Origin of the sequence: Vibrio sp. B1FLJ16 (assembly GCF_905175385.1) — a bacterium.
GTDB lineage: Bacteria > Pseudomonadota > Gammaproteobacteria > Enterobacterales > Vibrionaceae > Vibrio.
Genome location: NZ_HG992749.1, coordinates 1,521,673 through 1,547,657, shown reverse-complemented (window position 1 = coordinate 1,547,657; position 25,985 = coordinate 1,521,673). Strand labels below are relative to the sequence as shown.

At 43.4% G+C, this 25,985-nt stretch carries 17 protein-coding genes; 7 read left to right on the top strand and 10 right to left on the bottom strand.

What is annotated here, in order from left to right; all coding sequences use genetic code 11:
* Positions 1-113 precede the first annotated feature (113 nt).
* From KHN79_RS06970 to KHN79_RS06940, 7 genes are all read right to left on the bottom strand, one after another.
* Entirely contained in the window at positions 114-4,955 is a 4,842-nt protein-coding gene (locus KHN79_RS06970) for an NAD-glutamate dehydrogenase (protein WP_182007837.1), read from the bottom strand.
* Between the two features lie 200 nt (positions 4,956-5,155).
* Entirely contained in the window at positions 5,156-5,374 is a 219-nt protein-coding gene (locus KHN79_RS06965; RefSeq protein ID WP_182007838.1) for a DUF2835 domain-containing protein, read from the bottom strand.
* A 59-nt stretch (positions 5,375-5,433) separates the two neighbouring features.
* Positions 5,434-8,040 (bottom strand): aminopeptidase N, encoded by a 2,607-nt coding sequence (gene pepN, locus KHN79_RS06960; RefSeq protein ID WP_182007839.1) that lies wholly within the window; start codon positions 8,038-8,040, stop codon positions 5,434-5,436.
* Between the two features lie 225 nt (positions 8,041-8,265).
* Positions 8,266-8,934: a hypothetical protein gene (locus KHN79_RS06955; RefSeq protein WP_182007840.1), complete on the bottom strand. Its 669-nt coding sequence runs from the start codon at positions 8,932-8,934 to the stop codon at positions 8,266-8,268.
* 195 nt (positions 8,935-9,129) lie between these two features.
* Positions 9,130-11,136: a carboxy terminal-processing peptidase gene (prc, locus tag KHN79_RS06950; RefSeq protein WP_182007841.1), complete on the bottom strand. Its 2,007-nt coding sequence runs from the start codon at positions 11,134-11,136 to the stop codon at positions 9,130-9,132.
* A gap of 17 nt (positions 11,137-11,153) precedes the next feature.
* Positions 11,154-11,780 carry an RNA chaperone ProQ gene (gene proQ / locus KHN79_RS06945; RefSeq protein WP_182007842.1) on the bottom strand — a complete coding sequence of 209 codons (627 nt, stop codon included), beginning with the start codon at positions 11,778-11,780 and terminating at the stop codon, positions 11,154-11,156.
* A 98-nt stretch (positions 11,781-11,878) separates the two neighbouring features.
* Positions 11,879-12,352, bottom strand: coding sequence for a GAF domain-containing protein (locus tag KHN79_RS06940; RefSeq protein ID WP_182007843.1), 474 nt, complete (start codon positions 12,350-12,352; stop codon positions 11,879-11,881).
* 92 nt (positions 12,353-12,444) lie between these two features.
* Between KHN79_RS06940 and KHN79_RS06935 the strand changes: the two genes are divergently transcribed.
* From KHN79_RS06935 to rsmF, 4 genes are all read left to right on the top strand, one after another.
* On the top strand, positions 12,445-14,241 hold the full coding sequence (locus tag KHN79_RS06935) for an ABC transporter ATP-binding protein (protein ID WP_182007844.1): 1,797 nt from the start codon (positions 12,445-12,447) through the stop codon (positions 14,239-14,241).
* 24 nt (positions 14,242-14,265) lie between these two features.
* A complete protein-coding gene (locus tag KHN79_RS06930; protein ID WP_182007845.1) occupies positions 14,266-15,513 on the top strand; it encodes a paraquat-inducible protein A in 1,248 nt (415 codons plus the stop codon).
* Entirely contained in the window at positions 15,506-18,154 is a 2,649-nt protein-coding gene (locus KHN79_RS06925) for an MlaD family protein (protein ID WP_182007846.1), read from the top strand. Before KHN79_RS06930 ends, KHN79_RS06925 begins: the two co-directional genes overlap by 8 nt.
* Positions 18,155-18,294: 140 nt before the next feature.
* The gene (rsmF, locus tag KHN79_RS06920) at positions 18,295-19,731 is read left to right on the top strand and encodes a 16S rRNA (cytosine(1407)-C(5))-methyltransferase RsmF (protein ID WP_182007847.1); all 1,437 of its coding nucleotides are present in this window, start codon (positions 18,295-18,297) and stop codon (positions 19,729-19,731) included.
* A gap of 304 nt (positions 19,732-20,035) precedes the next feature.
* On the opposite strand, the gene KHN79_RS06915 is transcribed toward rsmF, so the two are convergent.
* The gene (locus KHN79_RS06915; protein WP_182007848.1) at positions 20,036-20,869 is read right to left on the bottom strand and encodes a S1-like domain-containing RNA-binding protein; all 834 of its coding nucleotides are present in this window, start codon (positions 20,867-20,869) and stop codon (positions 20,036-20,038) included.
* 183 nt (positions 20,870-21,052) lie between these two features.
* Here KHN79_RS06915 and KHN79_RS06910 point away from each other — a divergent pair, with 183 nt between their 5' ends.
* A complete protein-coding gene (locus KHN79_RS06910; RefSeq protein WP_182007849.1) occupies positions 21,053-22,405 on the top strand; it encodes a hypothetical protein in 1,353 nt (450 codons plus the stop codon).
* Positions 22,406-22,444: 39 nt separating this feature from the next.
* Here KHN79_RS06910 and KHN79_RS06905 read toward each other — a convergent pair whose 3' ends face one another.
* Complete coding sequence (locus KHN79_RS06905; protein WP_182007850.1) at positions 22,445-22,942, bottom strand: DUF4442 domain-containing protein; 498 nt, start codon at positions 22,940-22,942, stop codon at positions 22,445-22,447.
* Between the two features lie 415 nt (positions 22,943-23,357).
* Between KHN79_RS06905 and KHN79_RS06900 the strand changes: the two genes are divergently transcribed.
* Together KHN79_RS06900 and KHN79_RS06895 are read left to right on the top strand one after the other, a co-directional pair.
* Entirely contained in the window at positions 23,358-24,410 is a 1,053-nt protein-coding gene (locus KHN79_RS06900) for a 3-deoxy-7-phosphoheptulonate synthase (protein ID WP_182007851.1), read from the top strand.
* A gap of 48 nt (positions 24,411-24,458) precedes the next feature.
* Positions 24,459-24,941 carry a YajQ family cyclic di-GMP-binding protein gene (locus tag KHN79_RS06895; protein ID WP_182007852.1) on the top strand — a complete coding sequence of 161 codons (483 nt, stop codon included), beginning with the start codon at positions 24,459-24,461 and terminating at the stop codon, positions 24,939-24,941.
* 105 nt (positions 24,942-25,046) lie between these two features.
* On the opposite strand, the gene KHN79_RS06890 is transcribed toward KHN79_RS06895, so the two are convergent.
* Positions 25,047-25,967 (bottom strand): bifunctional precorrin-2 dehydrogenase/sirohydrochlorin ferrochelatase, encoded by a 921-nt coding sequence (locus KHN79_RS06890; protein WP_182007853.1) that lies wholly within the window; start codon positions 25,965-25,967, stop codon positions 25,047-25,049.
* Positions 25,968-25,985 lie beyond the last annotated feature (18 nt).

Below are 25,985 nucleotides of genomic sequence, written 5' to 3'. Positions count from 1 at the left end.
CATTTAAAATTTTTAGAATAATTACAGTGTAACGTCAAACTTCTAAAAATACAGCTGTCAGTTACAAAAAAGCCCCGTATTTCTACGGGGCTTTGCTTAAAAGACTAACTCTCCTACTCGCTTGGAGCGCAGTTCAAGCTGAGAAGAACCAGTTCACGAAGTGCTACTGAGAACTTAGCGAACTCATGGACAGAACCAACTTTAAATTCGTTCAGGATACTTTCCCAACGTTGTAATGAAGGCTCATTAGTTTCGATCCATTTATCGAGTGCTTCCATGACATCGAACTCTTCAGCAGCGCACGCACAACCTAGAACCTGAGCCGTTAGCTGACGTTGCTGCCAGTCTAAGTCTTCACGGAATGCTGCACGAGCCAAAGCTTGCCAGTTGTTATCTGCTGCTTGGTTGTTGATTTGCTTCAAGAACCAATGCAGTGATAAACGGTCACCAAGGTTAAAGTACAACTTAGATGCTTGCTCAACAGTTTTACCGGTTTCGCTCGCCACCGCAGAGATATCCAGTGCAGACTGAAGGCTAGATAGACGTGCAACTTTATGAGCAAGTGTCTCTTCTACGCCCTTCTCAATCCAAGCCAGCGCGACTTCGTTGTGCTCTTCTACTTCTGACTCAACAAGCATTTCATCCAATGTTTCGCTTACAACATTCACATCTTGTTTGTAAAGTTCGATCAGTTCACCCACTGTGTACTTACCACTACGATTACGTAGTAGCCAGCGCGCAATGCGGCGAAGAGCGCGACGAACGTAGAACATGATCTCGTACTGAGCTTCTGCTGTCGCAACGTTGTCTAATTCACGAGTCTGCTTCAGAACTGATTCCAGCTCAAAGATTTCACGAGCAGCACTGTACGCATTCGCGATATCAACAACACTTGCTCCAGTCTCTTCTTGCAGACGAGTAACAAAGTTACAGCCCATTTCGTTAACCATCTGGTTTGCCAAACCTGTTGCGATAATTTCAGCACGCAGCGGGTGATTCACCATTTGATCTTTGTAGTTACGGCGTAACTCGCTTGGGAAGTAAGCAACAAGCTGTTTAGCGTGGAACTCATCATTCGCAATTTCGTCATTAGCCAGCAACTGCTTCAGCACCATTTTACCGTAAGCAACAAGTACTGAAATCTCTGGGCGCGTAAGGCCTAAACCCTGCTTCTCACGTTCAAGAAGCGTTTCATCATCTGGAATGTATTCCAACGCACGATCCAAGTAACCTGCTTTTTCCATAGTATGGATAAAGCGAATCTGCTCTTTAACTACGCCAACACCTTGCTGTTCAGTTACCGAGATAGACTCTGATTGGCAGTACGCATCATCCAGTACGATTTCGCCAACTTCGTCTTCCATAGACTCTAGAATCTGGTTACGTTGCTTAACAGTGAGATCACCATTAGATACTAATCCGTTCAGGAAGATCTTAATGTTTACTTCGTTATCCGAACAGTCAACACCGCCTACGTTATCAACGAAGTCTGTATTTACGCGACCGCCAGTTAGTGCGTATTCGATTCGACCTTGTTGAGTCATACCCAAGTTACCGCCTTCACCAACGACCTTCGCTCTTAGATCACGACCATCGATACGCAAAACATCGTTCGCGCGGTCACCAACCTCAGTATGGGTCTCATGAGAAGCTTTAACGTAAGTACCGATACCACCATTCCACAGAAGATCCACTTTCATTTTTAGGATCATTTTAATCAGATCGTTTGGTGCTAAAGATGCCTTCTTAGTACCTAACATTTTCTGAATTTCTGGTGTTAGCTGGATCGATTTCGCGCGACGAGAGAAAATACCACCACCCTCAGAGATCAAGTCTTTGTTGTAATCTTCCCAGCTTGATCTTGGTAGATTAAATAAGCGGTTACGCTCTTCCCAGCTAGAAGCTGAATCCGGATTTGGATCAATGAAGATGTGCATGTGGTTAAACGCTGCCTGCAGACGAATATGCTTAGAAAGCAGCATGCCGTTACCAAATACATCCCCTGCCATGTCGCCAACACCGATAGCCGTAAAGTCGGTAGTTTGACAATCAACTCCCATTTCACGGAAGTGACGTTTTACTGACTCCCAGCCACCTTTCGCAGTGATACCCATCGCTTTGTGGTCATAACCATTAGAACCACCCGAAGCAAATGCGTCACCTAGCCAGAAGTTGTATTCGTCAGAGACTGAGTTAGCCAAATCTGAGAATGTTGCGGTACCTTTATCTGCTGCAACAACCAAGTATGGATCATCTTCATCGTGGCGCACGACACTTTGTGGAGGAACAACTTCGCCTTCAATGATATTGTCTGATACATCAAGCAATGCTCGAATGAAGCGTTTGTAACAACGTTGACCTTCAGCAAAGATTTCATCACGGTTGGTTAGTGATGGTTGACGTTTACAAACAAAACCACCTTTTGCACCTACAGGAACAATAACGGTGTTCTTAACTTGCTGTGCTTTAACCAGGCCAAGAATTTCAGTACGGAAGTCTTCTTGACGGTCAGACCAACGCAGACCACCACGAGCAACTTTACCACCGCGAAGGTGAACACCTTCAATATCCGGTGCGTAAACAAATATTTCAAATGCTGGAACAGGTTGTGGAATCTCAGGGATTTCGCTAGGCTTCATTTTCAACGACAACCAAGGCTTCGGCTGTTTATTTTCGCCTGTTTGGTAGTAGTTGGTACGTAGCGTCGCCATGATCATTTCCATGTAACGACGAATAATACGATCATCATCTAGACTTTCTACATGATCCAACTGCTCTGTCAGTTTCTTAATAAGATCGTTTTGACCTTTCTCACTGCCCTTGTGTTTAGGATCGAATCGTTTAGTAAACAGAGTTACCAGGCCAGTAGCCAAATCTGGGTAATGGCTTAGCGTATCTTCGATGTACTGTTGACTGAATGGGAAACCAACTTGACGCATGTAACGTGCGTAAGCACGAAGAACTGAAATTTCACGGCCTGTTAGAGATGCACCAAGAACAAGTCGGTTAAAACCATCGCTCTCTAGATCACCAGCCCAGATAGCCGCAAATGCTTGTTGGAATCGATCACGTGCTTCACGAAGATCAACCGTCTTTTCGCTCTTATGAAGCATCGAGAAATCTAGGATCCAGAATGTCTGGCCATTTGTCTTCTCGATCTCATATGGTGATTCACCGATCACTCGCAAGCCAAGGTTTTCTAGCATTGGCATTACGTCAGAAAGGTGGATCGGCTCATCGCGGTGGTACAGCTTTAGACGAACCGCTTTTGAATCCGCTGCCTCTTCTTGAGGACGGTAGAACAACATACCCAGTTTGTTGTCATCACTCAGCGCTTCTAAACGCTCGATATCTGCAACGGCAGAAGCTGGCATCATGTCTTCTTTGTATGAACGCGGGAATGCTCTCATGTACTCTTTTGAAAGTGGAAGACCCTTGCTTTCGCCGAAGTTAGCAATGATAGACTCTTTAAGTCTGTCGTCCCAAGAGGTGGAAACTTCCATTAAATTCTGCTCGATCTTTTTCACGTCTACGTCAATATTGTTGTTGTCTACACGTACAATGTAGTGAGTTCTAGCCAAAGGACTTTCTGAGAAGTAAGTAGTAAATTCAACTTCTTGCTCGCATCCAAAGTACTGCTTCAAAATACGTTGAGTGTGACGACGCAACTCAGTGTTGTAGCGCTCTTTAGTCACGTAGACCATACAGCTAAAGAAACGGCCGAATGGGTCTTTGCGCACGAAAAGACGAATCAAGTCACGATCCTGCATTTGAACTACACCCATACCTACTTCAAGCAACTCTTCTTCATTTGCTTGCAGCAGTTCATCACGTGGGTAGTTCTCTAGAATATTGTGCAGTGCTTTGTATGAGTAAGAACCGTGACGGTAACCACTAGCTACAAGAATACGATCTACTTTTTCACGGATCAGAGGAATGCTCTGTACTGCCTGGTTGTATACTGCCGATGTGTAAAGACCAGTGAAACGGTGTTCGCCAATCACTTTACCGTTTTCATCAAATTTCTTGATACCAATATAGTCAGTATAAGCCGGACGGTGAATACGACATGGTCGATTACCTTTTGTCATGATCAAAGCGTATGGTTTTTTCGCTTCTAGTCTTGCTGAATCTGACAGTTCCGCCAATTTAACGCTACGGACACGTTTATCATCAGCAAATAAGCCCAACCCTTTCTCTTCAACAGGTCTTAGCTCTGTATCACCATTATCTTCGTATAGGTCATACTCTTTGTAACCCATAAAGGTAAAGTTGTGCTCACCTAACCAGCGAAGGAACGCGATCGTTTCATCCATACGATCTTTTTGGATCGATACTCGATCTTTATTTTGCTCAAGCTCGTCAGTCACGACTTTTAGCTTATCGACCATTTGTTTCCAATCGCCGACAACCAAACGAGTATCAGATAAGATGTCTAATAATTCCGCTTTAAGCGCATGCATCTCTTCTTTACTCGTCAGGCGATCAACTTCGATATGAAACAGAGACTGAAGGACACCACCTTCACCGTTTACATCGATAACATGGCCTTTTTCATCTCTTTGTAGCTGAGTTGGATTATTCAGCATTAAGTGAGACACCAAGTCTAAGCGCGCTAACGCCATCTTGATTGAATCAACTAGGAATGGGCTATCTGGAACAACAATTTCTACGATTGTGTGAGTTGATTGCCAGCCTTGACGGCTAACAGTCGGGTTGAAGACTTGAACTGAAACTTCTTCTGGTTTCTTTTCGTTAATATGATGCCATAAACTGATAACAGCACCGTAGAGATCAGATTCGTTTCTCTGAATAAGGTCGTCATTAGAAATATTACTAAATAAGTGCTGAGCAAGTTTGGTTACAAGCGTCTGGTGAGAAAGCTCGAGTTTGTCTTGAATCAGTTGGTACACTTTTTCAAGCAGAACCGGCACTACATTTTCACGCGCGGTCATATTCACACTCCACAGGATAATTGTTGTTTTGTAGGGGGCTCAGTAACAGGTGGATATCCTGAAAACTAAGCATAGGTAATGCATACCGCCTATTGTAAAAGGATAATTACAAATGTTTAACAACTAATGGTGGTGGTTTTAGGTGAAATGTCCGATTCTGTGACTAAGATTCCTATTTAAACATCTAGAAATACCTTAGCTCACAGAGTTTCCAACTTGATAAACTTATTATTTTGGTCAGTTGTTAGCCGAAACTGCCCTCTCAGCCCCAATTGGCTAAGGAATGGTCTGAATTTAGCTGCAGGTAACTGTAACCTCAACCCGTTATGAGTAACGACTTGAACGGCGTTTGAAACACCAGAGTAATGTGACAAAAATGTTTGATATGAGATATTGAGGCTAAAATAGTAATGTTTCATGAGATAAACAACGTTAAAAATAAAGGGTGGCCTTTATCGCCACCCTATTGTTTTACAGATTATTCGTCTAGTGCCTTGGTCACTTTTTCAAACAAGTCTTTAGCCAAGTTATCCATCGCTTTAAGTTTTTCAAGTTCTGCACGAATTAGAGTTTGACGATCTTCATCGTACTTACGGAACTTAAGTAACGGATCGATCAGACGTGATGCCACTTGGGGGTTTGAATCATTCAGTTGGCGAAGAATTTCGCCTGCAAACTGATAACCAGAACCAGATTTATCGTGGAAACGAACTGGGTTTGCCGCTAAGAACGAACCAATCAAGCTACGTGTACGGTTCGGGTTCTTAATACTGAACGCTTCGTGAGACATGGTTGCTTTCACTTTTTCAAGTGCATCTGCTGAAGGGTTGCTACCTTGTAATGTAAACCACTTGTCCATTACCAAGCCGTCGTGTTTCCACTTGTCACTGTAATCAGCCATTAGTGATTCACGACATTCAAGTTGTGCACTGTTTGCCGCGCTCATTGCCGCAATCGTATCTGTCATATTATTTGCAGATGCGTATTGCGCTTTAACTAAATCATTACCCTTTTCGGTGTGCGCCAGGAATTGAAGGCATTGATTACGTAATGCACGCTTGCCAATCGAGTCGTGATCTACCGAGTACTCTGTTTGTTTTAACGTGTGGTAAGTCGCACTCAACTCATCTTCGAGCTCTTTGGAAAGTGACAGTGTAATTTCATTTAGTACTGTATCGACCGCATCAACGTCAATCTGCTGGTACCAACCTGTGATTTCATTCATCGAAGGTAATGTTAGCACTTGTGCGATAAACGCAGGCTCTAGGCTCTCATCCAATAATACACCACGGAATGCATCAATCAGTTCTTCTGAAAGTGTCACTTCCTTACCCGCTTGCACGTTGGTAACATTTTGACGGATATATTTCGCCAACAGCATTTGGCTGGCATCCCAACGAGCAAAATCGTTAGTCGCGTGTTTCATCAGGAAGACAAGCTCTTCGTCACTGTAATCGTATTCCAGTTTCACCGGAGCAGAGAACTCACGTAGTAATGATGGAACCGGTTTAACTTCTACATTCTCAAACACGTATGTTTGTTTGTCTTGTTTAATATCCAACACGTTGTGTACAGATTCACCATTAATAATCAATGGAATCACCTGACCTTGATCATCGTAAAGCTCGATATCAAACGGAATGTGCAGTGCTTGTTTATCGGATTGATCATGTGTCGCTTCAGTAAGCTGCTCTACTGTTAGCGCGTAAGTTTTCGCTTCTGCGTTGTACTCACTGTTCACTCGAAGTGTTGGCGTACCGGACTGGCTGTACCACAGGCGGAATTGTTTCAGATCGACGCCTGTCGCATCTTCCATAGCAGAGACAAAGTCTTCACATGTTGCCGCTGTTCCATCATGGCGTTCGAAGTAAAGCTTCATGCCTTTTTGGAAACCTTCCTCACCTAGTAAGGTATGGTACATGCGGATAACTTCACTACCTTTTTCATAAACAGTCAGCGTGTAGAAGTTATTCATCTCGATAACTTTATCTGGACGAATCGGGTGCGACATTGGACTTGAATCTTCAGCGAACTGAGGACCACGGATAATACGAACATTATCTATACGGTTAACTGCACGCGAACCTAAATCAGAAGAAAACTCCTGATCACGGAATACGGTTAAACCTTCTTTCAGGCTCAGTTGGAACCAATCACGACAAGTTACGCGGTTACCGGTCCAGTTATGGAAATATTCGTGGCCAATTACCGCTTCAATACCAAGGTAATCACGGTCCGTTGCAGTTTGGTCATTCGCTAGAACAAACTTAGAGTTAAAGATGTTCAGGCCTTTGTTTTCCATCGCTCCCATGTTGAAGAAATCAACAGCAACGATCATGTAAATATCTAGATCGTATTCCAGACCAAAGCGCTCTTCATCCCACTTCATTGAGTTGATCAGTGACGTCATTGCATGCGGTGCACGATCCAGATTGCCTTTATCAACAAAGATCTCTAGATCGACATTACGACCTGACATCGTAGTGAATTTGTCACGCTGTACGTCAAAATCACCAGCAACTAACGCAAACAAATAAGCTGGTTTTGGATGTGGGTCTTGCCATTGTACCCAGTGACGGCCATTTTCTGCTTCACCTTCTGCAATACGGTTACCATTGCTAAGCAAGTACGGGTAAGTTGCTTTATCAGCGATTACTTTTGTTGTGTATTTTGCTAATACATCCGGGCGATCCAGGTAGTAAGTAATGCGGCGGAAGCCTTCCGCTTCACACTGAGTACAGAATGCACCACCCGATTTGTACAGACCTTCAAGAGCTGTGTTCGCTTCAGGATCAATTTTAGTAACAATCTCAAGTTCAAATTCTGTAGGTAAATCAGAAAGCACTAAAGACGCATCTTTAACTTCATGGTGTGCCCAGTTTTCGCCGTTCACTTTGACAGAACGAAGCTCCAACCCTTCACCATCTAACTCTAATGTAGTGAGTTCATCTTTTTGAACTACTTTTGATACTGCAGTGACGATTGTATCGTTGTCAAATAGATCAAAAGTAAGATCGATTTCGGTAATAGTATGGGATGGCGCTTTATAATCTTTACGATATTTAGCTTGGGGAGCTTGGGACATGTCCATAAATCCTTGTATGTAGAAGAACAAAAAACCACTTCTCTAAGGACTAACACGCCGAAGTGGTATCAATATATAAGCTATTAGTAGGGGCTATGGTATCAGAATACAAGTCTTTCCAACAAAAAATAGAGCTAATAGTGCACCAGCTCTACTTTATTATTAACAATTGCACAACATTATGCCTCTAGCGGGCGTTACGTCATAGTTAAGTACTGATGAACATCATTGTTGTGTGACTCGATTTAAAACCGCATACATATCACCATTTGAGTCTTCTATCGTCAACTCGTTTTTATTGAGTTTATAGGTAGTACCGTGTTCACCATTTTCATACAGAAGTACGAGGTACTCATCCTCTGTGTAGAAAACACCTTGTTTAATCGATTCTTGTCCGGAGTCATTGGACACTCTGAACATAAACACAAAGTCAGGCTGAAGGATCAAGTCCATATGATTGACTTTACTTGCTTCTAATCCATCTCCTGAAACGTAAGAGCTTGACCAAATGCCTGCCAACGAATTAGACAAACCTTTCGTAAAAGTTACACCATTGAGATCGAGTGTGTTGTGGTTGTTCTGATACGCATAGATTTGTGGCTCGTCACTATTAAGGCCGAGAACGATGGTATCTTCATTGACGTTATACAACCCTTCCCAGTGATCAACCGAGTAGTCTTTCTTTTGAATATCAATGGAAAACGTATAGTCAGATCCTAGTGAGAGTTTAATGGCGCGGAAATTTTCCGTGGACTCTCCCGGGTTTGGATTCAACAGGTACCAATCCCCGATGAGGAACGGGGTGTCAAAGTGACTTAACTCTTCTTCTCTGTTGTTGTCTGCGCTAAACGCACTAAAGCAAAAAAAACTAAGCAAAATAAAGAACCATTTCATACCAGCATCCTTATCGTTTTCTTTTAGCTTAGGCTTTAGTCACCGTTTACGCGAAATATTTGACTTGAATCACGTAAATTGTTGAGCAAAAAAAGCACACATTTATCTCGAAATTTAGTTAAAACAGAGGCAAAAAAGACATAAAAAAAGAGCGAGTCTTCAGGACTCGCTCTTCTCGTATTAAGTTTCTAGTCGTTACGACTGATTCGTTGCTTTGAGCATATCAATCATAATTGAGACAGATTCATCAAGATATACATCTGGAGCTTCGTAGTCTTTAGGCACATCATCTAATGTCTTAAATGACTTTTTGCCCAGAGCAACCTGACGCTCATTAATGCGCTTGAGACGAAGTACATCTTCAGAATTTTGTTCATCTTTACGTACTTTTTCGTTAAGAGACAATAAGTTGTTATCTTTCTCTTTACGATATTTCTCAATATCTTCGTTGATGAATCGGAACTCCATTTCACCTGCGATACGCTTGTTATGAAGATCAGTAAGGGTCTTAACTAACGAGTCGTTACTCGGGTATAGCTCATAATTCGCTTTATCGATACTATCCCAAGGCAGCGCGTTATCCTCGACACTTTCACCAGTTTCCGAAGCTTCAATTGGCGTTGGATAAGCGATATCAGGCGCTACCCCACGATTCTGCGTACTTCCACCATCAATACGGTAAAACTTCTGAATCGTATATTGAACATAGCCAAGCTCGTTATCAAAAAGATCGTAGATATGGTTCAGTGATCGATGCTGCTGAACGGTGCCTTTACCAAAGGAGTTCTCACCAAGAATAATCGCGCGGTTGTAGTCCTGCATTGCGGCAGCGAAGATTTCCGATGCCGATGCACTATAGCGGTTAATCAACACCGTTAATGGGCCTTCATAACTGCTCTTTCCATCGGTATCGGCATTGACTTTGATGCGTCCATAACTATCGCGGACCTGAACTACTGGTCCTTCAGTAATGAAAAGACCAGTAAGTGCAGTGGCTTCTGTTAATGCACCACCACCGTTATTACGTAAGTCTACGATGACACCATCGACTTTCTTCGTTTTAAACTCAGCGAGTAATTTATCGGTATCTTTCGACAGACCAACATAGAAACTCGGCACTTCCAATACACCAATTTTCTTGCCGTCTTTTTCAATCACTTCCGATTTTACAGCTCGGTCTTCTAAACGAACCTTGTCTCGGACAATTGTGACAATGTAACTCTTAGCTCCAGCACCCTCTGGCAATATTTGCAGGTTAACCTTAGTCCCTTTCGGACCTTTGATTAGCTGCACAACATCGTCGAGACGCCAGCCAATGATGTCGACAATTTCTTCTCCATCTTGGCCAACACCAACAATGCGATCACCTTCACCAAGCTGCTTACTCTTAGATGCTGGGCCACCAGCAACTAATGAGCGAATCACCGTGTAATCATCGGTTAACTGCAGTACGGCGCCGATACCTTCCAATGAAAGATTCATTTCTGACTGGAACTGTTCTGCGTTACGAGGAGAAAGATAACTGGTATGAGGATCAACTTCTCTGGCGAAGGCATTCATATAAAGCTGGAATGCGTCTTCGTTATTGGTTTGAGTGATCCGCTTCATTGCATTGTTATAACGCTTCTCTAAAACTTCTTTTATTTCTGGCCACTCTTTGCCAGTCAGTTTTAAGTTTAACGCGTCATATTTAACACGTTTACGCCATAACTCATTAAGCTCAGCCTCATTTTTCGGCCATGCCTCCTCTGAACGATCAAGTTCAATCTCATCGTCATTATCAAACGTGATTTCTTTATCGAGCAGGGTTAAGGCGTAAGAAAAACGTGCAAAACGTTTTTGCATAGATAGGTTATAAACATCAAAAGCAATCTGGTTGTTACCAGCTTTAAGCTGATCATCAAGTTCGACTGACCATGATTTGAAGGAGTCGATATCCGCTTGAGTGAAAATATTTCGATTGTAATCAAGCATTTCTACATAGCGCTCAAAGATCGCTTTGGAGAAATTATCATCCAGACTGAAGTGCTTATAATGAGAGCGAGTAAATCGGGAGGTAACTCGTTTGCTGGCCGTTTCGTGCTGAACTTCAGGAGTAAGCACCGGCAAGTCATCTTTATGTAGTTTGGCTTCAAGAGCCTGAGCTGATGCTGCTAGCCATAAGCTAGCAGCAATCAGGGTCACTTTTGAACGGCAATTCATGCGTAGGAGTATCTCCCTTATGCGCGCAAGTGCTCCGCTTTTACAACCATTTGTAGGCCGTTAGCAAGTTGAACACGTACATCATCCTTATTGATTTCAACAATGGTCGCTGCCATGTTTCCTTTGCCCATGTTCACGTTAACTGCGTTACCTACTGTAATTTCATCAGCATTTAACGCGCGTGTTTCTACAGGCTGAGCTTGTTTTTGTGCTTTTGGTTTATTAGTACGACGAGGCTGTTGAGGCTTCTTAGCCGCAGGTTTTGCTTTTGCCTTGCCCTCTTCTCGAGCTTTGTGAGCTTGTTCTTTACGACGAGCCTGAACTTTCGCTTTGCTTTCTGCTAGCGTCGCTTTAGCGTGTTCTACGTGTTCTTCTTCCAGCTCACCACATGGGTTGCCATCGAGATCAACACGTACCGCACCTGGTTTTACACCGTGTAGGTAACGCCATGATGAAGTGTACTGTCTTAACGCTGCACGAAGCTGAGTTTTGCTTACTTTTTCGTCTTCATTTAGACGTTCCGCAAGATCTTGAAAAATACCAATTTTCAGAGGTTTTGCTTCACCTTCTAAAGTAAAGCACTTAGGGAAACATTCAGCAATATATGCAATAACTTCTTTGCTGTTTTTTAACTTTTCAGTCATGAGGTGTCCTGGTTTGAGCGGTTTTCCGCAGAGCATTAAGAAAAAATATTCTCGTATTATAGTGACATGCTAAGGAAAAACCACACTCATGGATGAATTTATGCGTTGTTCGCGTGTGAATTAAGCAGCTTTTCTACTTCAGACATAAAATGAGTCAGCCCTTCTTCATCTATTTCATTAAATCGGCCAATACTTGGGCTATCAATATCGAGTACACCTGCTACTTCACCATTAATTGAAAATGGAATCACAATCTCTGAATTACTTGCTGCATCACAAGCAATATGACCTTCAAACTCATGAACGTCATATACTCTTAGTGTGGTATTAGTTTTTGCTGCGGTACCACAAACACCACGTCCCATTGGGATACGTACACAAGCAGGCTTCCCTTGGAATGGACCAAGAACCAGTTCGTCACCTTTAGTTAGGTAAAAACCAGCCCAGTTAAGATCTTCTAGCTCCATAAACAGTAGCGAGCTCAGGTTTGCCAAGTTAGCAATAAAGTCTGGTTCTGATTCAATAAGTGCAGCGGCTTGTTTGGTTAGTCTTTGATATTGTTCTATGTTCATATTAACTTCCTAATTATTAATAACACTTCCATTCTTATGGGATAGCGCTAAAATGCTGACCTACTTTATAATAGGACTTATTCTCAATAACAATGATTCAGAAAGATGACACTATTAGCCGTTCTTGGTTGATAAAACAAGTAAAAAAGCACAAGTCCAAGCTGATTTTAGCCAACTTGATAGCTGTTTTAGCAACCTTGATTAGTGTTCCAATTCCTCTTCTTATGCCATTAATGGTGGATGAAGTCTTATTGGATCAACCGGCCTCAGGCCTAGCCGCAATGAATGCCGTGCTTCCAGAGACATGGCAGACTCCGATCGGCTATATTTTCTTCACACTTTTCTTGGTTGTACTCATGCGAGCAGTCAGCCAAGCACTTAACATTGTTCAGAGCCGACAATTCACTCTGGTATCGAAGACGATTACCTTCGATATGCGTAGTAGAATGATCGATAAGTTGGGTCGAATCAGCATCCGTCAATACGAAACTAAAGGTAGTGGTGGGATCAACGCACACCTTATTACTGACATCGAAACCATTGACCAATTTATCGGCTCAACACTTGCTAAATTTGTCATTAGTTTACTGACTGTGATAGGAACTGCAATTGTTCTACTTTGGCTTGACTGGCGTTTGGGTCTGTTTATTTTGCTGGTAAATCCTATCGTCCTCTATTTTTCACGTAAACTTGGCAGCAAAGTCAAAAACCTTAAACGTAGAGAGAACCACTCTTTTGAGGTTTTTCAAAACCGGTTGGTTGAGACGCTGGACGGTATCTATCAGCTACGTGCTGCAAATAAAGAGCGCGAGTTCTTAAGCCAGCTGAAAAGCAGCGCGAATCAGGTTCGTATCGATGCCGACAAATACGCTTGGCAATCTGAAGCGGTGGGACGTATTTCCTTCTTACTCTTTTTGACTGGCTTTGAACTTTTCCGTGCCGTCGCAATGCTGATGGTGCTATTCAGTGACCTGACTATTGGACAGATCTTTGCCGTATTCGGCTACCTTTGGTTTATGTTGTCTCCTGTTCAGGAATTACTTGGTATCCAGTTCTCTTGGTACAGTGCAAAAGCAGCCTTAAAACGAATTAATGATCTCCTACAGGTAGAAGAAGAACACAGGCCACCATCGAAAGTGAATCCTTTTACTGATGACAGAGAGGTGGACGTTAAAATAGAAAACGTTAATTTCTCTTACAACAATGAAAATAAGGTTCTGGATAACCTCTCATTGCATATTCCAGCGGGTAAAAAAGTCGCTCTGGTCGGTGCCAGTGGCGGTGGTAAATCTACGTTGATTCAACTCTTGATAGGTGTTTACCGTCAAAACTCAGGTAGCATACGTTTCAATGATGAGTTAACGGAAGATATCAGCTTCGATGTAATCCGAGATAAAATTGCCGTTGTTTTACAACAGCCTATACTATTCAACGATACCTTAAGGCATAATCTGACTCTCGGCGGCGATTTTGATGAGATTTCTTTATGGCGAGCGCTTGAAATCGCTCAGCTACAAGATGTTATCTCTCAGCTTAACCACGGGTTAGAAACACAGATTGGCCGCAATGGTATCCGATTGTCTGGCGGCCAACGCCAACGCCTCGCAATTGCGAGGATGGTATTGAGTAATCCTCAGTTTGTTATTTTGGATGAAGCGACGTCAGCGTTAGATACCGCTACAGAAGCGGCTTTGCATAAGGCCTTAACAGAATTCTTACGCGGGCGTACAACTTTAATCGTCGCACATAGACTGTCTGCGGTTAAACAAGCGGATTTAATCTACGTACTCGAAGATGGAAAAGTCACACAAACCGGAACTCATGGTGAGTTAGTTGAGCAGGAAGGCTTATATCAAACCTTGTATGGGGGCGTTCAGTCCCACGCTTAAATCGTTCCATGCAGAGAGGTCTTTATGACCTCTCTGTCTAAACACGCCATGAAGCCTAACCGGATACGTTTGTGCCAGGGTTGTGAGTTGCCTGTCGACATCATAGAATTACCCAAAGGCAGACATGCTTACTGCCCTCGTTGTGGAACGCAATTATATCGTAGTGGTCAGCACTCTCTGTCTGGCAATTTAGCTATCGCGATCACATGTCTTCTCCTTTTTATTCCCTCTCACTTTTTTAACTTCATCAGTATCCGGCTTTTTGGCGTCATGATTCCGGCGACCTTACCATCGGGCATGATTACTCTAATGGAAGAAGGCTTCGTTCTACTTTCATTGCTGATTCTGTTTTGCAGCTCTTTAGCGCCCCTCACCGTTTGTCTGTCTGTTGTGACAGCGCATCTGTCACTTTATAGACGCTGGTTTAATGGGCTGCGTGTGTCCCTCTGGCTTATACAACACCTTAAACATTGGGTCATGCTGGATGTGTTTCTGGTAAGCATTGCGGTCTCCTGTTTCAAACTTCAGGACTACTCGGATATTTTCGTTGGCCCAGGCTTAATCGGTCTCGCTTTACTGCAAATCTTCACAGTATTGCTCGTATCCCGAATCAGCGTTCGTCGATATTGGGAAATTTGGCAACCTGAGACAACCTATGATTTTGTACACAAAGATGTCCATTGCCATGAATGCCACCTGTCCCAACCGGAAAATGAAAGCTGCCAACGATGCGCGCACGAACTCTATCATCGTAAGCCCCACTCTATTCAGAAAACCTGGGCTTATCTGATTGCAGCAACGATAGCGATTTTCCCTGCGAATCTTATCCCTATCTCGATTTTAATTACTAACGGTCAGCGTCTGGAAGACACTATATTTTCCGGCGTTGCTTCTTTGGTTAACAGCGGTATGTACGGTATCGCCGCGATTATTTTTATCGCCAGTATTGTCGTACCTGTAATCAAAATTTTAGGCCTCGCCTACATCATGTTGTGTATCAAATTCAAACGTACCGTATTTAGGAGACAGCGAATGATGGTTTACTTCGCGGTAAAGTGGATCGGTAAATGGTCTGTAATGGACCTGTTTGTTATTTCTATCATGATGACCTTAATAGATCGTGGTCAGATACTTGATTTTACACCAGGGCTTGGCGCAGTAGCTTTCGGAATTGTCGTTGTGTTTACAATGCTTGCAGCAGACAGTATCGACCCTAGGCTTATCTGGGATGAAGTCCCAAAACAATCAGAAAAAGAGTCCATGAATGAGTGATCAGAATAGTTCTCAGACGTCATACGTGCCTGATATAAAGAAGAGCAAAGGCATATCTCCCCTATGGCTGCTTCCGGTTTTAACGCTGATTTTAGCCGGTTGGCTGGTGGCCAAATCTATTCATGACGCGGGTCAGCGAGTACAAATCTACTTTTCAGATGCTGCAGGCCTGGTAGCAGGACGAACTACCATCCGCTATCAGGGAATGGAAGTCGGTATGGTTCGCGACATCAATCTGACTGAGGATCTCGGCAGTATTTATGTAGATGCAGATATCTACCCTGAAGCGACCAAACTACTTAACGAAAAAACGCGTTTCTGGTTGGTGAAACCAACGGCGAGCCTCAGTGGCATTTCAGGCTTAGATGCGCTGGTTTCTGGTAACTATATTTCGATTCAGCCGGGCGACAGCACCGAACTAGAAACCGTTTTTCATGCTCTCGACACAGTACCTACCGATTTACGTGTAACCCAGGGTTTGAACATCAAGCTTAAAAGCCGTGATTTAGGCGGCGTATCCATTGGGTCACAAATTGTTTATAAAAAGATTCCGATTGGCGCAGTATACAGCTATCAACTGGATGAAGATGCCAAGTCGATAACGATCAATGCAAATATTCAAGAACAGTATCGTCACATTATTAACGACCGTAGCCGTTTCTGGAACGTGAGTGGATTTGGAGCAAGTATTGGTTTTAACGGTGTTGATGTTCATCTAGAAAGTATGAGTGCCCTACTGGGCGGCGCCATCGCAGTTGACTCACCGGACGATGGCGAGCCAGTTGAAGAAAATACCAAGTTCCGTTTATACAAAGACTTGAAAACGGCTGGTCGTGGTATCGCTGTTAAAATCGCCCTGCCAGACGACAACAACGTCAGTAGCGAAGGTGCTCCGATCATGTATCGAGGTATTGAAATTGGCCAGATAACTGATTTAAACCTTTCTGAAGGTCGTGAAGTCATTCTCGCTTCTGCCGCTATTCAGCCTGCTTTCAGTGACATGCTTACAACGGGGACACACTTTATTCTGGAGGAGGCAAAGGTGTCTCTTTCTGGGGTCAAAAACATCGCCAACCTGGTTCGGGGTAATTATCTCACGATCGCACCAGCAGAAGGTAAACGCTCTCGGCAGTTCACCGCCATTCGTAAAAATGTATTCGATCAACAACAACAAAAATCGATTGCAATTCGCCTTACTTCAGACAGTTCATTCGGATTAGATACAGGCACCAGTGTTCTATATAAAGGCATTGTTGTCGGCTCTATCATTAAAGTGGGATTAGTAGAGGAAGGTCAAAAGACGCAGCATGAAGTGTATATGGACGTTCTGATTGATCATCAATTCAAGCATCTTATTAAATCGAATAACCGATTCTACGTTACCGGCAGTGCTTCTGCTGAGTTAACCGAGACTGGATTGAGTATAACTGTACCACCTGCAAAGCAGCTGCTCACGGGATCGATAAGTTTCGTCAGTGCAGGTATTGCTAGTATCCAGAACGAGTACCAGCTATACCAGAGTGAATCATTGGCAGAGCTTGCACAGCACAATCGCAGAGGTTCAAAAACACTTACCTTATTTGCAGCTGAACTACCTCCGGTTTCAAAAGGTAGTCCTCTCCTTTACCGCAATCTTCCGGTCGGAAGCGTGGCGGATTTCCAACTGGTTGATGGTGGTGTGGTGATTAAGGTAACTATTGAAAATCGCTATGCGCACCTTTTAACGTCTCAGACAGTTTTCTGGAACCGTTCTGGTATAGAGATAGATGCGTCACTTGCAGGCGTAAGTGTTAAAACACACCCTCTTAAAACCATCATTCAAGGCGGCATTGCTTTTGACTCGGTGCCCGGCGTAGAGAATAAAATTGGTCAGCGCTGGAAGCTTTATGAAGATCAAAAAACAGCACGAAAATTTGGACGTGTTATTTCTCTGACGACAGATGGTACCCAAGAAGTTGTTAAAGGTATGCCTATCTCTTACCAAGGGGTACCAGTAGGTGAAGTAACACTTGTCGTACCGAACTTCAGACGTAACTTAGTCGAAATAACTGCACGTGTTTTACCAGAATACGTCACTGACATTGCAGTTGAAGGATCTCGCTTTTGGCTTACAGAGCCAGAAATTGGACTTAGTGGTGTAAAAAACCTGAGCGCTATAGTCTCCAAGTCCATCAGTGTTGAACCTGGTAAAGGAAAAGCAGCATTCGATTTTAAACTGGAGAAAGGCTTTGACCGCGTACACGGCGTAACCTTTACGCTGCAAAGTGAACAGCGTGGTTCTGTGCAGACCGGAACTCCGGTACTTTACCGGCAGATGGAAGTCGGTCAGGTTACTGATGTACGTTTAGGTGAGTTCGCCGACCGCATCGTAACGACAATAAAATTAAAGCCTGAATACGCCTATCTTGTCCGTCAAAACAGCGTTTTCTGGAACGTGTCTGGTGTCGATATCAACTTTGGCCTGACGGGGGCAAATATTAAAGCCGGTACTATTGATAGTATTGTCCGGGGTGGGATCGCTTTCTCAACACCAGAGCAATCACAGCTACCACCAGCGGCGAATAACGGGCAAACGTTCTTCCTCTACCCGCAAGCAGAGGAAAGTTGGGTACAGTGGCGCACACCTATTCCTAAGCCTTAAAGATTCTGAGTACAGAATAATCAAAGTCATCAAAAGAGCAGCAAGCGCTGCTCTTTTTTATTTCTCGCTCCCGGTGACTATTCGTTTCTGCGCTGCTTTCGTATATTATTTGCAGCAAATTTTGCAAACGAGACGTCACATTGCATCCAAATGTTTACATCCCAGACGCTTTTCTGGAAAAAATCCAAACCATCCTCCCTGCTCATCTGAACATGGACGACTTTATCTCTTCGTGTCAAAAGCCGTTGCGTAAAAGTATTCGTGTTAACACATTGAAGATCAGCGTTCCTGACTTCGTCCAGCGAGCAAATGAAAAAGGTTGGAAACTGTCGCCAGTGCCTTGGTGTGAAACAGGCTTTTGGATTGATGCTGATGAGTCCGTTGTTCCTCTTGGCAACACCGCAGAACACATGTCCGGCTTATTCTACATTCAGGAAGCAAGCTCAATGATGCCTGTCTCTGCCCTGTTTATGAATGATGAGTCTTACCACGCCGTGCTTGATACCGCTGCGGCTCCCGGTTCGAAGACGACACAAATAGCAGCACTCATGAATAACCAGGGTGTACTTGTTGCTAACGAATATGCAGCTAGCCGCGTAAAAGTGCTTCATGCGAACATCGAACGCTGCGGTGTACGCAATGCAGCCCTCAGTAATTTTGACGGCCGTGTGTTTGGTGGCTGGTTGCCTGAACAGTTCGACGCCGTATTGTTAGATGCCCCTTGCTCAGGTGAAGGGACAGTACGTAAAGATGAAGATGCAATGAAGAACTGGACACAAGCGTCAGTGTTAGAGATTGCAGACACACAAAAGGATCTGATTGAAAGTGCCTTTCACGCATTGAAACCAGAAGGCGTTTTGGTTTATTCCACCTGTACACTGAGCACAGAAGAAAACCAACAAGTGTGCCATCACTTAAAAGAAACGTTTGGTGATGCTGTTGAGTTCGAAAGTCTGGAACACTTGTTTGACAACGCCAAAGCGGCGCTCACAAAAGAAGGCTTTTTACATATCTTCCCGCAAGTATATGACTGCGAAGGCTTCTTTGTCGCACGTATTCGTAAACTCTCGACTGTAGAGGCTCCGAAAGTGAAAAAGCGCATGGGCAAGTTCCCGTTTGCTAAAGCCACCAAGAAAGAATCTACAGAAATTGCGAAACAGCTTACTAACGCACTCGACATTGCTCTTCCTGACAATAGCACCATTTGGCTACGTGATAATGATGTGTGGCTATTCCCTGACGCGTTGGAACCAATGATTGGCGAGCTGCGCTTCTCCAGAATGGGAATTAAAATCGCAGAAGCACACAAAAATGGTTACCGCTGGCAGCATCAGGTAGCAACTGCCTTAGCGACAGGCGAAGAAGGTCATGCTGTTGAGCTGACAACTGAGGAAGCCCGAGAGTGGTACATGGGGCGCGATGTTCGACCTCAGAACATTCCTGAAGGGATGAAAACCGGCAAAGGCGAAGTATTTGTGAAGTACGAAAACACAATCATAGGTTTAGGTAAATGGGTCAGTAACCGTATTAAAAACGGATTACCAAGAGAATTAGTCCGAGATAAAAACTTATTTTAATATTTTTGAAATACGGTAACTAAACGATAAATAAAAGAAAAGCCATCGTAAATACGGTGGCTTTTTTTATTGTCATCTGTAAAGCAGCCCAGGCCTCTAGCTATCCGAGAGGCGTGTACTAAACTAAGTGTAATAAGGGTGTACACTCATAATGCTTTCGTTTGTATACAACCGTACAAAAAGAGTTCAAAAAGATTTTAGCGTAGGCTCTAAGGAGCCATTTCCCCTAGGCCCAAAAAAAGGAAGCGTTTGGGCCATTTTTTTGTCTGTTACTATTTAGCTGATGACAACAGTGAAAACCCGATTACGCTAAGCGAATACCGTCTTTCTCAATAACAATCTTACCTTGTTTGTATAAGCCACCGATGGTTTTTTTATAGGTGCCTTTACTGGTACGAAATGCAGCAAAAATTGCTTCAGGAGAAGACTTGTCATTTAGCGGGAGGAAACCGCCCTTCTTCTCTAATTGGTCCAGAATTTTGCTGGACAGATCGTCCATCTTCGCCACGCCTACTTTCTGCAAAGCGAGATCAATTTTGCCATCTTCACGAATCTGCTTAATGAAGCCTTTCAGCGTCTTGCCGATAAACAACTTACCAAATACGTCAGATGGGAAAATCATTCCCCAGTGCTTACCGTTAACGATGGCTTTGTATCCCAACTGACTACGTTCAGCGATGATCAAATCAACTTGCTGGTTTACTTCATAATCTGCAGGTGTTTTGTCCAGCCACTTGTTGAACTTGGTCGTACCAACAATACGGCCTGATGCTTTATCTGAATACACATAAACTAAGATGGTTTGACCGGCAGAGAAACGCGTGCGCTGTTCACTGAACGGAACAAGCAAATCTTTTTCTTTAATGCCCCAGTTAACAAATGCACCAGTTTGGTTTACGCCTTCAATTTTCATCAGGCCCCATTCACCCACCTGGGCAATTGGTTTTTCAATGGTCGCAGCTAGTTGGCTTTCTGAATCGAAGTAGAGAAACACGTCTATTTTATCACCAATGTCTGTGCCCTCAGGAACATACTTGTTTGGCAGCAAAACAGAACCGTAATCATCGCCATCCAGAAATACGCCAAAATCAGCCTTCTTAATGACTTCTAAGCTGTTAATTTGACCAATTTTAATCATTGATTTTGTCTCTTTTTAAATTTACGTGGAATTATACCTAACTTGACATGAAAATCAGAGAGAAAAGCATGTCGGTCTGTTATGCTGTCATTTGCCCCATTCATTCTCTTAGCAATCTTGCACTTATATGGATAATTAGACTTTCAGGGGTAAGGATGCTTTAGCAAAGTCAGGAGTTTTTTTTTGGTCACCGTCGATAAACAGGACTCAATCACATTAAAAATTAACCATGCGCTGGCAAAAAGTAAAAGTGTCGACCTTGATGTTTACTTCTTTGTACCCGGTGAGCTTGGTTTAAATGCCGACATCATCAGTGAATCCGAATTTTATTACACTTCTATTACTCAACAACGCTCGTATTTTAGTACCGAGATACTTCTTCCGTTAGTACATAGTCGGCTGGCAAAACGCGGACTTCTCTCTAACCAACAGTACCGGGTTAGCTTGAGTTTATTTGCTTACCAATACGTCATAGCTCTGGACAAAGCAGTTGCGAGTCTCAATAAATTAGAGAAGGACTCCGTCACCGAAGATGAAGTCGATGAGGTGATTGAACTGGCGCTCGATATTTTAAAACGCCTACGACGTTCCATCCCTTACGAAGAGAACTTAAAACGCTACTACGTGAACATAGACAACTATTTATCGTGGTATACGGAGCAGAAATTCTTGTCACTCGTTGCCCATCTCCCGCGTGAGGGTGACTACAGTACGATTAAAAAACGGCTGGTTACCCTTTGTGAGAAAGAACAAGCTCACCGTAAGTTAAATAAATATAACTCTCCAAAAGTCGTTGAGGACGTGACACGCCTGTCTAACAAAATGCGACTATTGAGACGCCTTATCGAACACCCTGTGGTATTACGTGAGCAAACGGTCTCCATGGGTAAAAATATCAAACGTGCTATTAAAGGCATTGCGACTGGCTTAGTGATGGTTTTTGTAACATCCACAGTAATCCTCGCCCGTGACTACCTGGGTGAAATTTCTGCTTCCTTTATTATCGCTATGTCTTTCATCTACGCATTGCGCGAGATATTTAAAGATGACCTACGGGATGCAATGTGGCGCTGGATACGTAAAGGAAAACCCAAGTGGCGTAAGAAGTACATCGACCCGACGACCAAGAAAGTAGTCGGTGGAAAATTAGAGTGGCTCGATTACAGAACCCTGTCTAGCCTGCCAGATAAAATTCAGCAAATCCGAAAAAAGAGAGTTGTACAGCGAGAAGAGCAGATTCTTCATTATCACGAGAAAACCGAGATGGCCACGAGCATGTTTTTAAGTGGTTACGAACAAACCCGAGAAAGTTTATACATCAGTTTAAGACCTCTCATCAGACTAATGGATAAGAGTTCAAACCGCATATATAGATTAAATGAAGGCCAAGTTACCAGAGAGTCGGTTGAAAAACGCCATCTCATCAATGTGATCGTCAAAGAAGACAACCACACTGATGAACCAACATACTATCGTTGGAAAGTGGTATTAAACCGTTCGAAGATAGTCTCTATTGAGCAAATCGAGCTACGTTAACTCAATAACATCGGCTCGTTAGATTAAAAAATTCAAAGATTAAGCAGCCTTCTTCGTACGTTGTGCTGCTTTTTTAATGGAAAGCGTCAGATAAAACTCGGCCATTGGCTCGTCACCATGAAGGGTCGGACAAAGTGCTGTGATTTTTACATCACGGTTAATACGCTCGCCTGTCTCCATTGTGTGTGCAAGCATCTCATCGATCAGTTTACCGTCATGGCACACAAAGTGAACATCCGCTTCTGGTCGTTTAAGGAACTCAGCTTTTACACCTTTAAAGGCGAGTGAGATAGGCTCTCCCTGCTCTTGAGCTTTGCTCATCGCTAAAAAAGCACCAGCCACATCAGCACCTACAGCCAAAGCACCAAAGTACATACTGTTAAGATGATTCTTGGTTCTCTTACGTAGTGGGATTTTTACTTCAACATGTTGTTCATCAATGGCGATGATCTTCGGGCGACACAGCCAGATTAACGGAACTTTAGTGAAGCCGAATACTTTCAAGTACAGGTTTGCACGACGTACTGCAGATAACATTTTTGGTCTCCTTACCAACCTAACCCAGCCAGTGAATCAAACGCGCGTTTTAATGTCAAAGAGTTGTTAACAAAATAGAGATCTGAGTGTTAGTTTATCTCAAATACACAACACCACATGTGACAATGTAACGAAACACTAAGTTTCTTTATTCCAGCATATAACTTTGTTGATTTTCTTTACGTATTGGTTCGACTTAAGTACCTCACATTCAAAGAGAGCCGTTACCACGCCCCGTCAGGATTCTCTTAAGTTTAGTTCGACAGTTGAATGGTCAATTGTTGTGAAAAAGTAACATCTTCTATGCTGTTACAAACATTTTAGGATTTCTCAGCGAAGATTCCCGCGAAACGGTTTATTCCTGCCACTAATTCCGTTATCTTTACCCCTTCGCAATAGAGAATAAAGCTTTAAGATGCCTATAAAAACAGATGAATTGAGAACCCAGCCTTTGGGTCCTATGCCGACTCCAGCTGAGCTGAGTGGCATATATCCTATTACGGATGACGTTGCAGACCGTATCGCTCAATCTCGTCGTCAGATTGAAAACATTTTGGTGGGTAAAGACAATCGTCTTCTTGCCATTGTAGGTCCATGCTCTGTTCACGACACAGAAGCAGCAATTGATTACGCAAAACGCCTAAGCGAAATACAAGATAAGTACAAAGACGAATTGTTTATCGTAATGCGTACCTACTTTGAAAAGCCTCGTACGGTAGTCGGTTGGAAAGGCTTAATAACAGACCCTAACCTAGACGGCTCTTACGCATTAGAAGCAGGTCTTCATAAAGCGCGTAAACTGCTACTTGATATCAACAAGCTTGGCCTTGCTACAGCTACTGAGTTTCTTGATATGATCACTGGCCAATACATTGCGGATTTGATCACGTGGGGGGCGATCGGTGCTCGCACGACGGAATCTCAAATTCACCGTGAAATGGCATCTGCACTGTCTTGCCCAGTTGGCTTTAAAAACGGTACGAATGGTAATGTGAAAATCGCGATTGACGCAATCCGTGCTTCTCACGCATCACATTACTTCTACTCTCCGGATAAACATGGTCGCATGACTGTATATCGCACGAGCGGTAACCCATTCGGCCATATTATTTTACGTGGCGGTGAAAAAGGTCCAAACTTTGATGAAGCATCCATCAAGCAAGCTTGTGATGCACTAGCTGAGTTCGATCTGCCGCAACGTTTAGTTGTAGATTTCAGCCATGCTAACTGCCAAAAGCAGCACAGAAAACAGATCGATGTGGCTCGTGATATCTGCGACCAGATTAAATCTGGCAGCACTCGCATAGCGGGAATTATGGCAGAAAGCTTCATCGTAGAAGGTAATCAGCCAATGACTGATATCAATAACCTGACTTACGGTCAATCTATCACCGACCCATGTCTAAGTTGGGAAGATACTGTCACGATGCTAGATATGCTGGCAGACGCTGTAAAAACCAGTAAGTAACCTAAACTCGGGTTAAGTAATTTATAACAAGATAATCAAGGAATCCTCATGCCATCGTTTGATATTGTTTCAGAAATCGACACGGTTGAACTACGCAACGCCGTTGATAACGCTAACCGTGAACTGTCTACTCGTTTCGATTTCCGCAACGTTAATGCGAGCTTTGAGCTAGTGGAAGAAAACGTAAAAGTAGCTGCTGAAGGCGAGTTCCAGTTAAAGCAAATGCGTGACATCTTACGTGGCCACCTGGCAAAACGTAACATCGACGCAAACGCTATGGACGCACAAAAGCCAGAAGCAACCGGTAAGAACTGGCATCAAAACATTCAGTTCCGCCAAGGCATTGATACGCCAACTGCAAAAAAACTGGTTAAGCTGATCAAAGACGCAAAACTGAAAGTACAAGCCTCTATCCAAGGTGAGAAAGTGCGTGTAACAGGCAAAAAGCGCGATGATCTGCAAGCGACAATGGCTGCAATTCGCGAAGCGGAAATGGGCATACCTTTCCAATACAATAACTTCCGCGATTAATCTGCCTTTATCATTGATACGCAAGTATTGATGGGTAAACGGATAAAGCAAAACGCCGATGAGTGAGAGCTCATCGGCGTTTTTGTTCATATGCTTTAAACCCAATTAGATTACAAGGTCTTGTCCTTGCAGAAGAGCGAATTCACTGGTTCCCTGAGGAACAAGCACACAAACACGTAAATTATCCTGTTTCGCTTGAGATAGCATGTCTGATAACTCCGCCGCGTTGGAAAACGATTCTCGCTCTGCGTCTCTTCTTACCAGTTCCATAGCATCAGATTGACATCGAGTGGAGTGCAATACCAACTCAGCCTGCTGCATATAGCGTACGGCTTTAATAGGCAGCATCTCGATATCTTTCCCGACATAAATCCAGGTACAGCTGCCCTTTTCATCTAATGGATTCGCCATTGTGGCTTTATAGATGGTTTCCAGTTCTCGGTTGTCGCGCGCGTTTTCCACATCTGGGTTAGAGAAAAACAGTTCCCAAAATTTACGACGTAGATCGACACTTGGCAGGGCCTCTTTAATTGAATTTCGTTTGGAGTTTGCAAACTCTGCCACTAATTCCATGTTCTGCGGAAGAATCGTCTCAAGCTTCTCACGAATGTTACGAATTAAAACAGGAGAAGCACCACCACTCGAAATAGCAATCTGGATACGGCCGCGGTTAATCATTGAGGGCGTAATGAAATCACAATACGGCTTATCATCAACCACATTAACCAAAATGCCAAGCTCTTTGGCATCCTTATGAACCTGGTGATTCAGGTTTGGATTGTCTGTTGTCGCCCACACTTGAATGAAGTTTTTTGTGACAATGTCACTTGAATAAAAACGTTGGATCCAAGTCAGCTGATGCTCTTTCGCCAACTTGGAGAGATACTCGACTAAAGTCGGCGAGACAATCGTAACGTCAGCTCCTGCCTTCAACAAAGCCTCTACCTTACGGCTTGCGACTTCACCACCACCAACAACAAGTACCGGTTTATTTATTAAATCTAAGAACAGAGGAAAATATCGCATTTGAACCCGTGATTAATC

Coding starts and splice junctions, on each gene's coding strand:
- KHN79_RS06900 (WP_182007851.1), top strand. CDS start 23,358: ATGCCTATAAAAACAGATGAATTGAGAACCCAGCCTTTGGGTCCTATG.
- KHN79_RS06915 (WP_182007848.1), bottom strand. CDS start 20,869: ATGATTAAAATTGGTCAAATTAACAGCTTAGAAGTCATTAAGAAGGCT.
- KHN79_RS06930 (WP_182007845.1), top strand. CDS start 14,266: ATGACCTCTCTGTCTAAACACGCCATGAAGCCTAACCGGATACGTTTG.
- KHN79_RS06970 (WP_182007837.1), bottom strand. CDS start 4,955: ATGACCGCGCGTGAAAATGTAGTGCCGGTTCTGCTTGAAAAAGTGTAC.
- KHN79_RS06890 (WP_182007853.1), bottom strand. CDS start 25,967: ATGCGATATTTTCCTCTGTTCTTAGATTTAATAAATAAACCGGTACTT.
- prc (WP_182007841.1), bottom strand. CDS start 11,136: ATGAATTGCCGTTCAAAAGTGACCCTGATTGCTGCTAGCTTATGGCTA.
- KHN79_RS06955 (WP_182007840.1), bottom strand. CDS start 8,934: ATGAAATGGTTCTTTATTTTGCTTAGTTTTTTTTGCTTTAGTGCGTTT.
- KHN79_RS06935 (WP_182007844.1), top strand. CDS start 12,445: ATGATTCAGAAAGATGACACTATTAGCCGTTCTTGGTTGATAAAACAA.
- KHN79_RS06940 (WP_182007843.1), bottom strand. CDS start 12,352: ATGAACATAGAACAATATCAAAGACTAACCAAACAAGCCGCTGCACTT.
- KHN79_RS06895 (WP_182007852.1), top strand. CDS start 24,459: ATGCCATCGTTTGATATTGTTTCAGAAATCGACACGGTTGAACTACGC.
- proQ (WP_182007842.1), bottom strand. CDS start 11,780: ATGACTGAAAAGTTAAAAAACAGCAAAGAAGTTATTGCATATATTGCT.
- KHN79_RS06965 (WP_182007838.1), bottom strand. CDS start 5,374: ATGAAACATTACTATTTTAGCCTCAATATCTCATATCAAACATTTTTG.
- KHN79_RS06905 (WP_182007850.1), bottom strand. CDS start 22,942: ATGTTATCTGCAGTACGTCGTGCAAACCTGTACTTGAAAGTATTCGGC.
- pepN (WP_182007839.1), bottom strand. CDS start 8,040: ATGTCCCAAGCTCCCCAAGCTAAATATCGTAAAGATTATAAAGCGCCA.
- KHN79_RS06925 (WP_182007846.1), top strand. CDS start 15,506: ATGAGTGATCAGAATAGTTCTCAGACGTCATACGTGCCTGATATAAAG.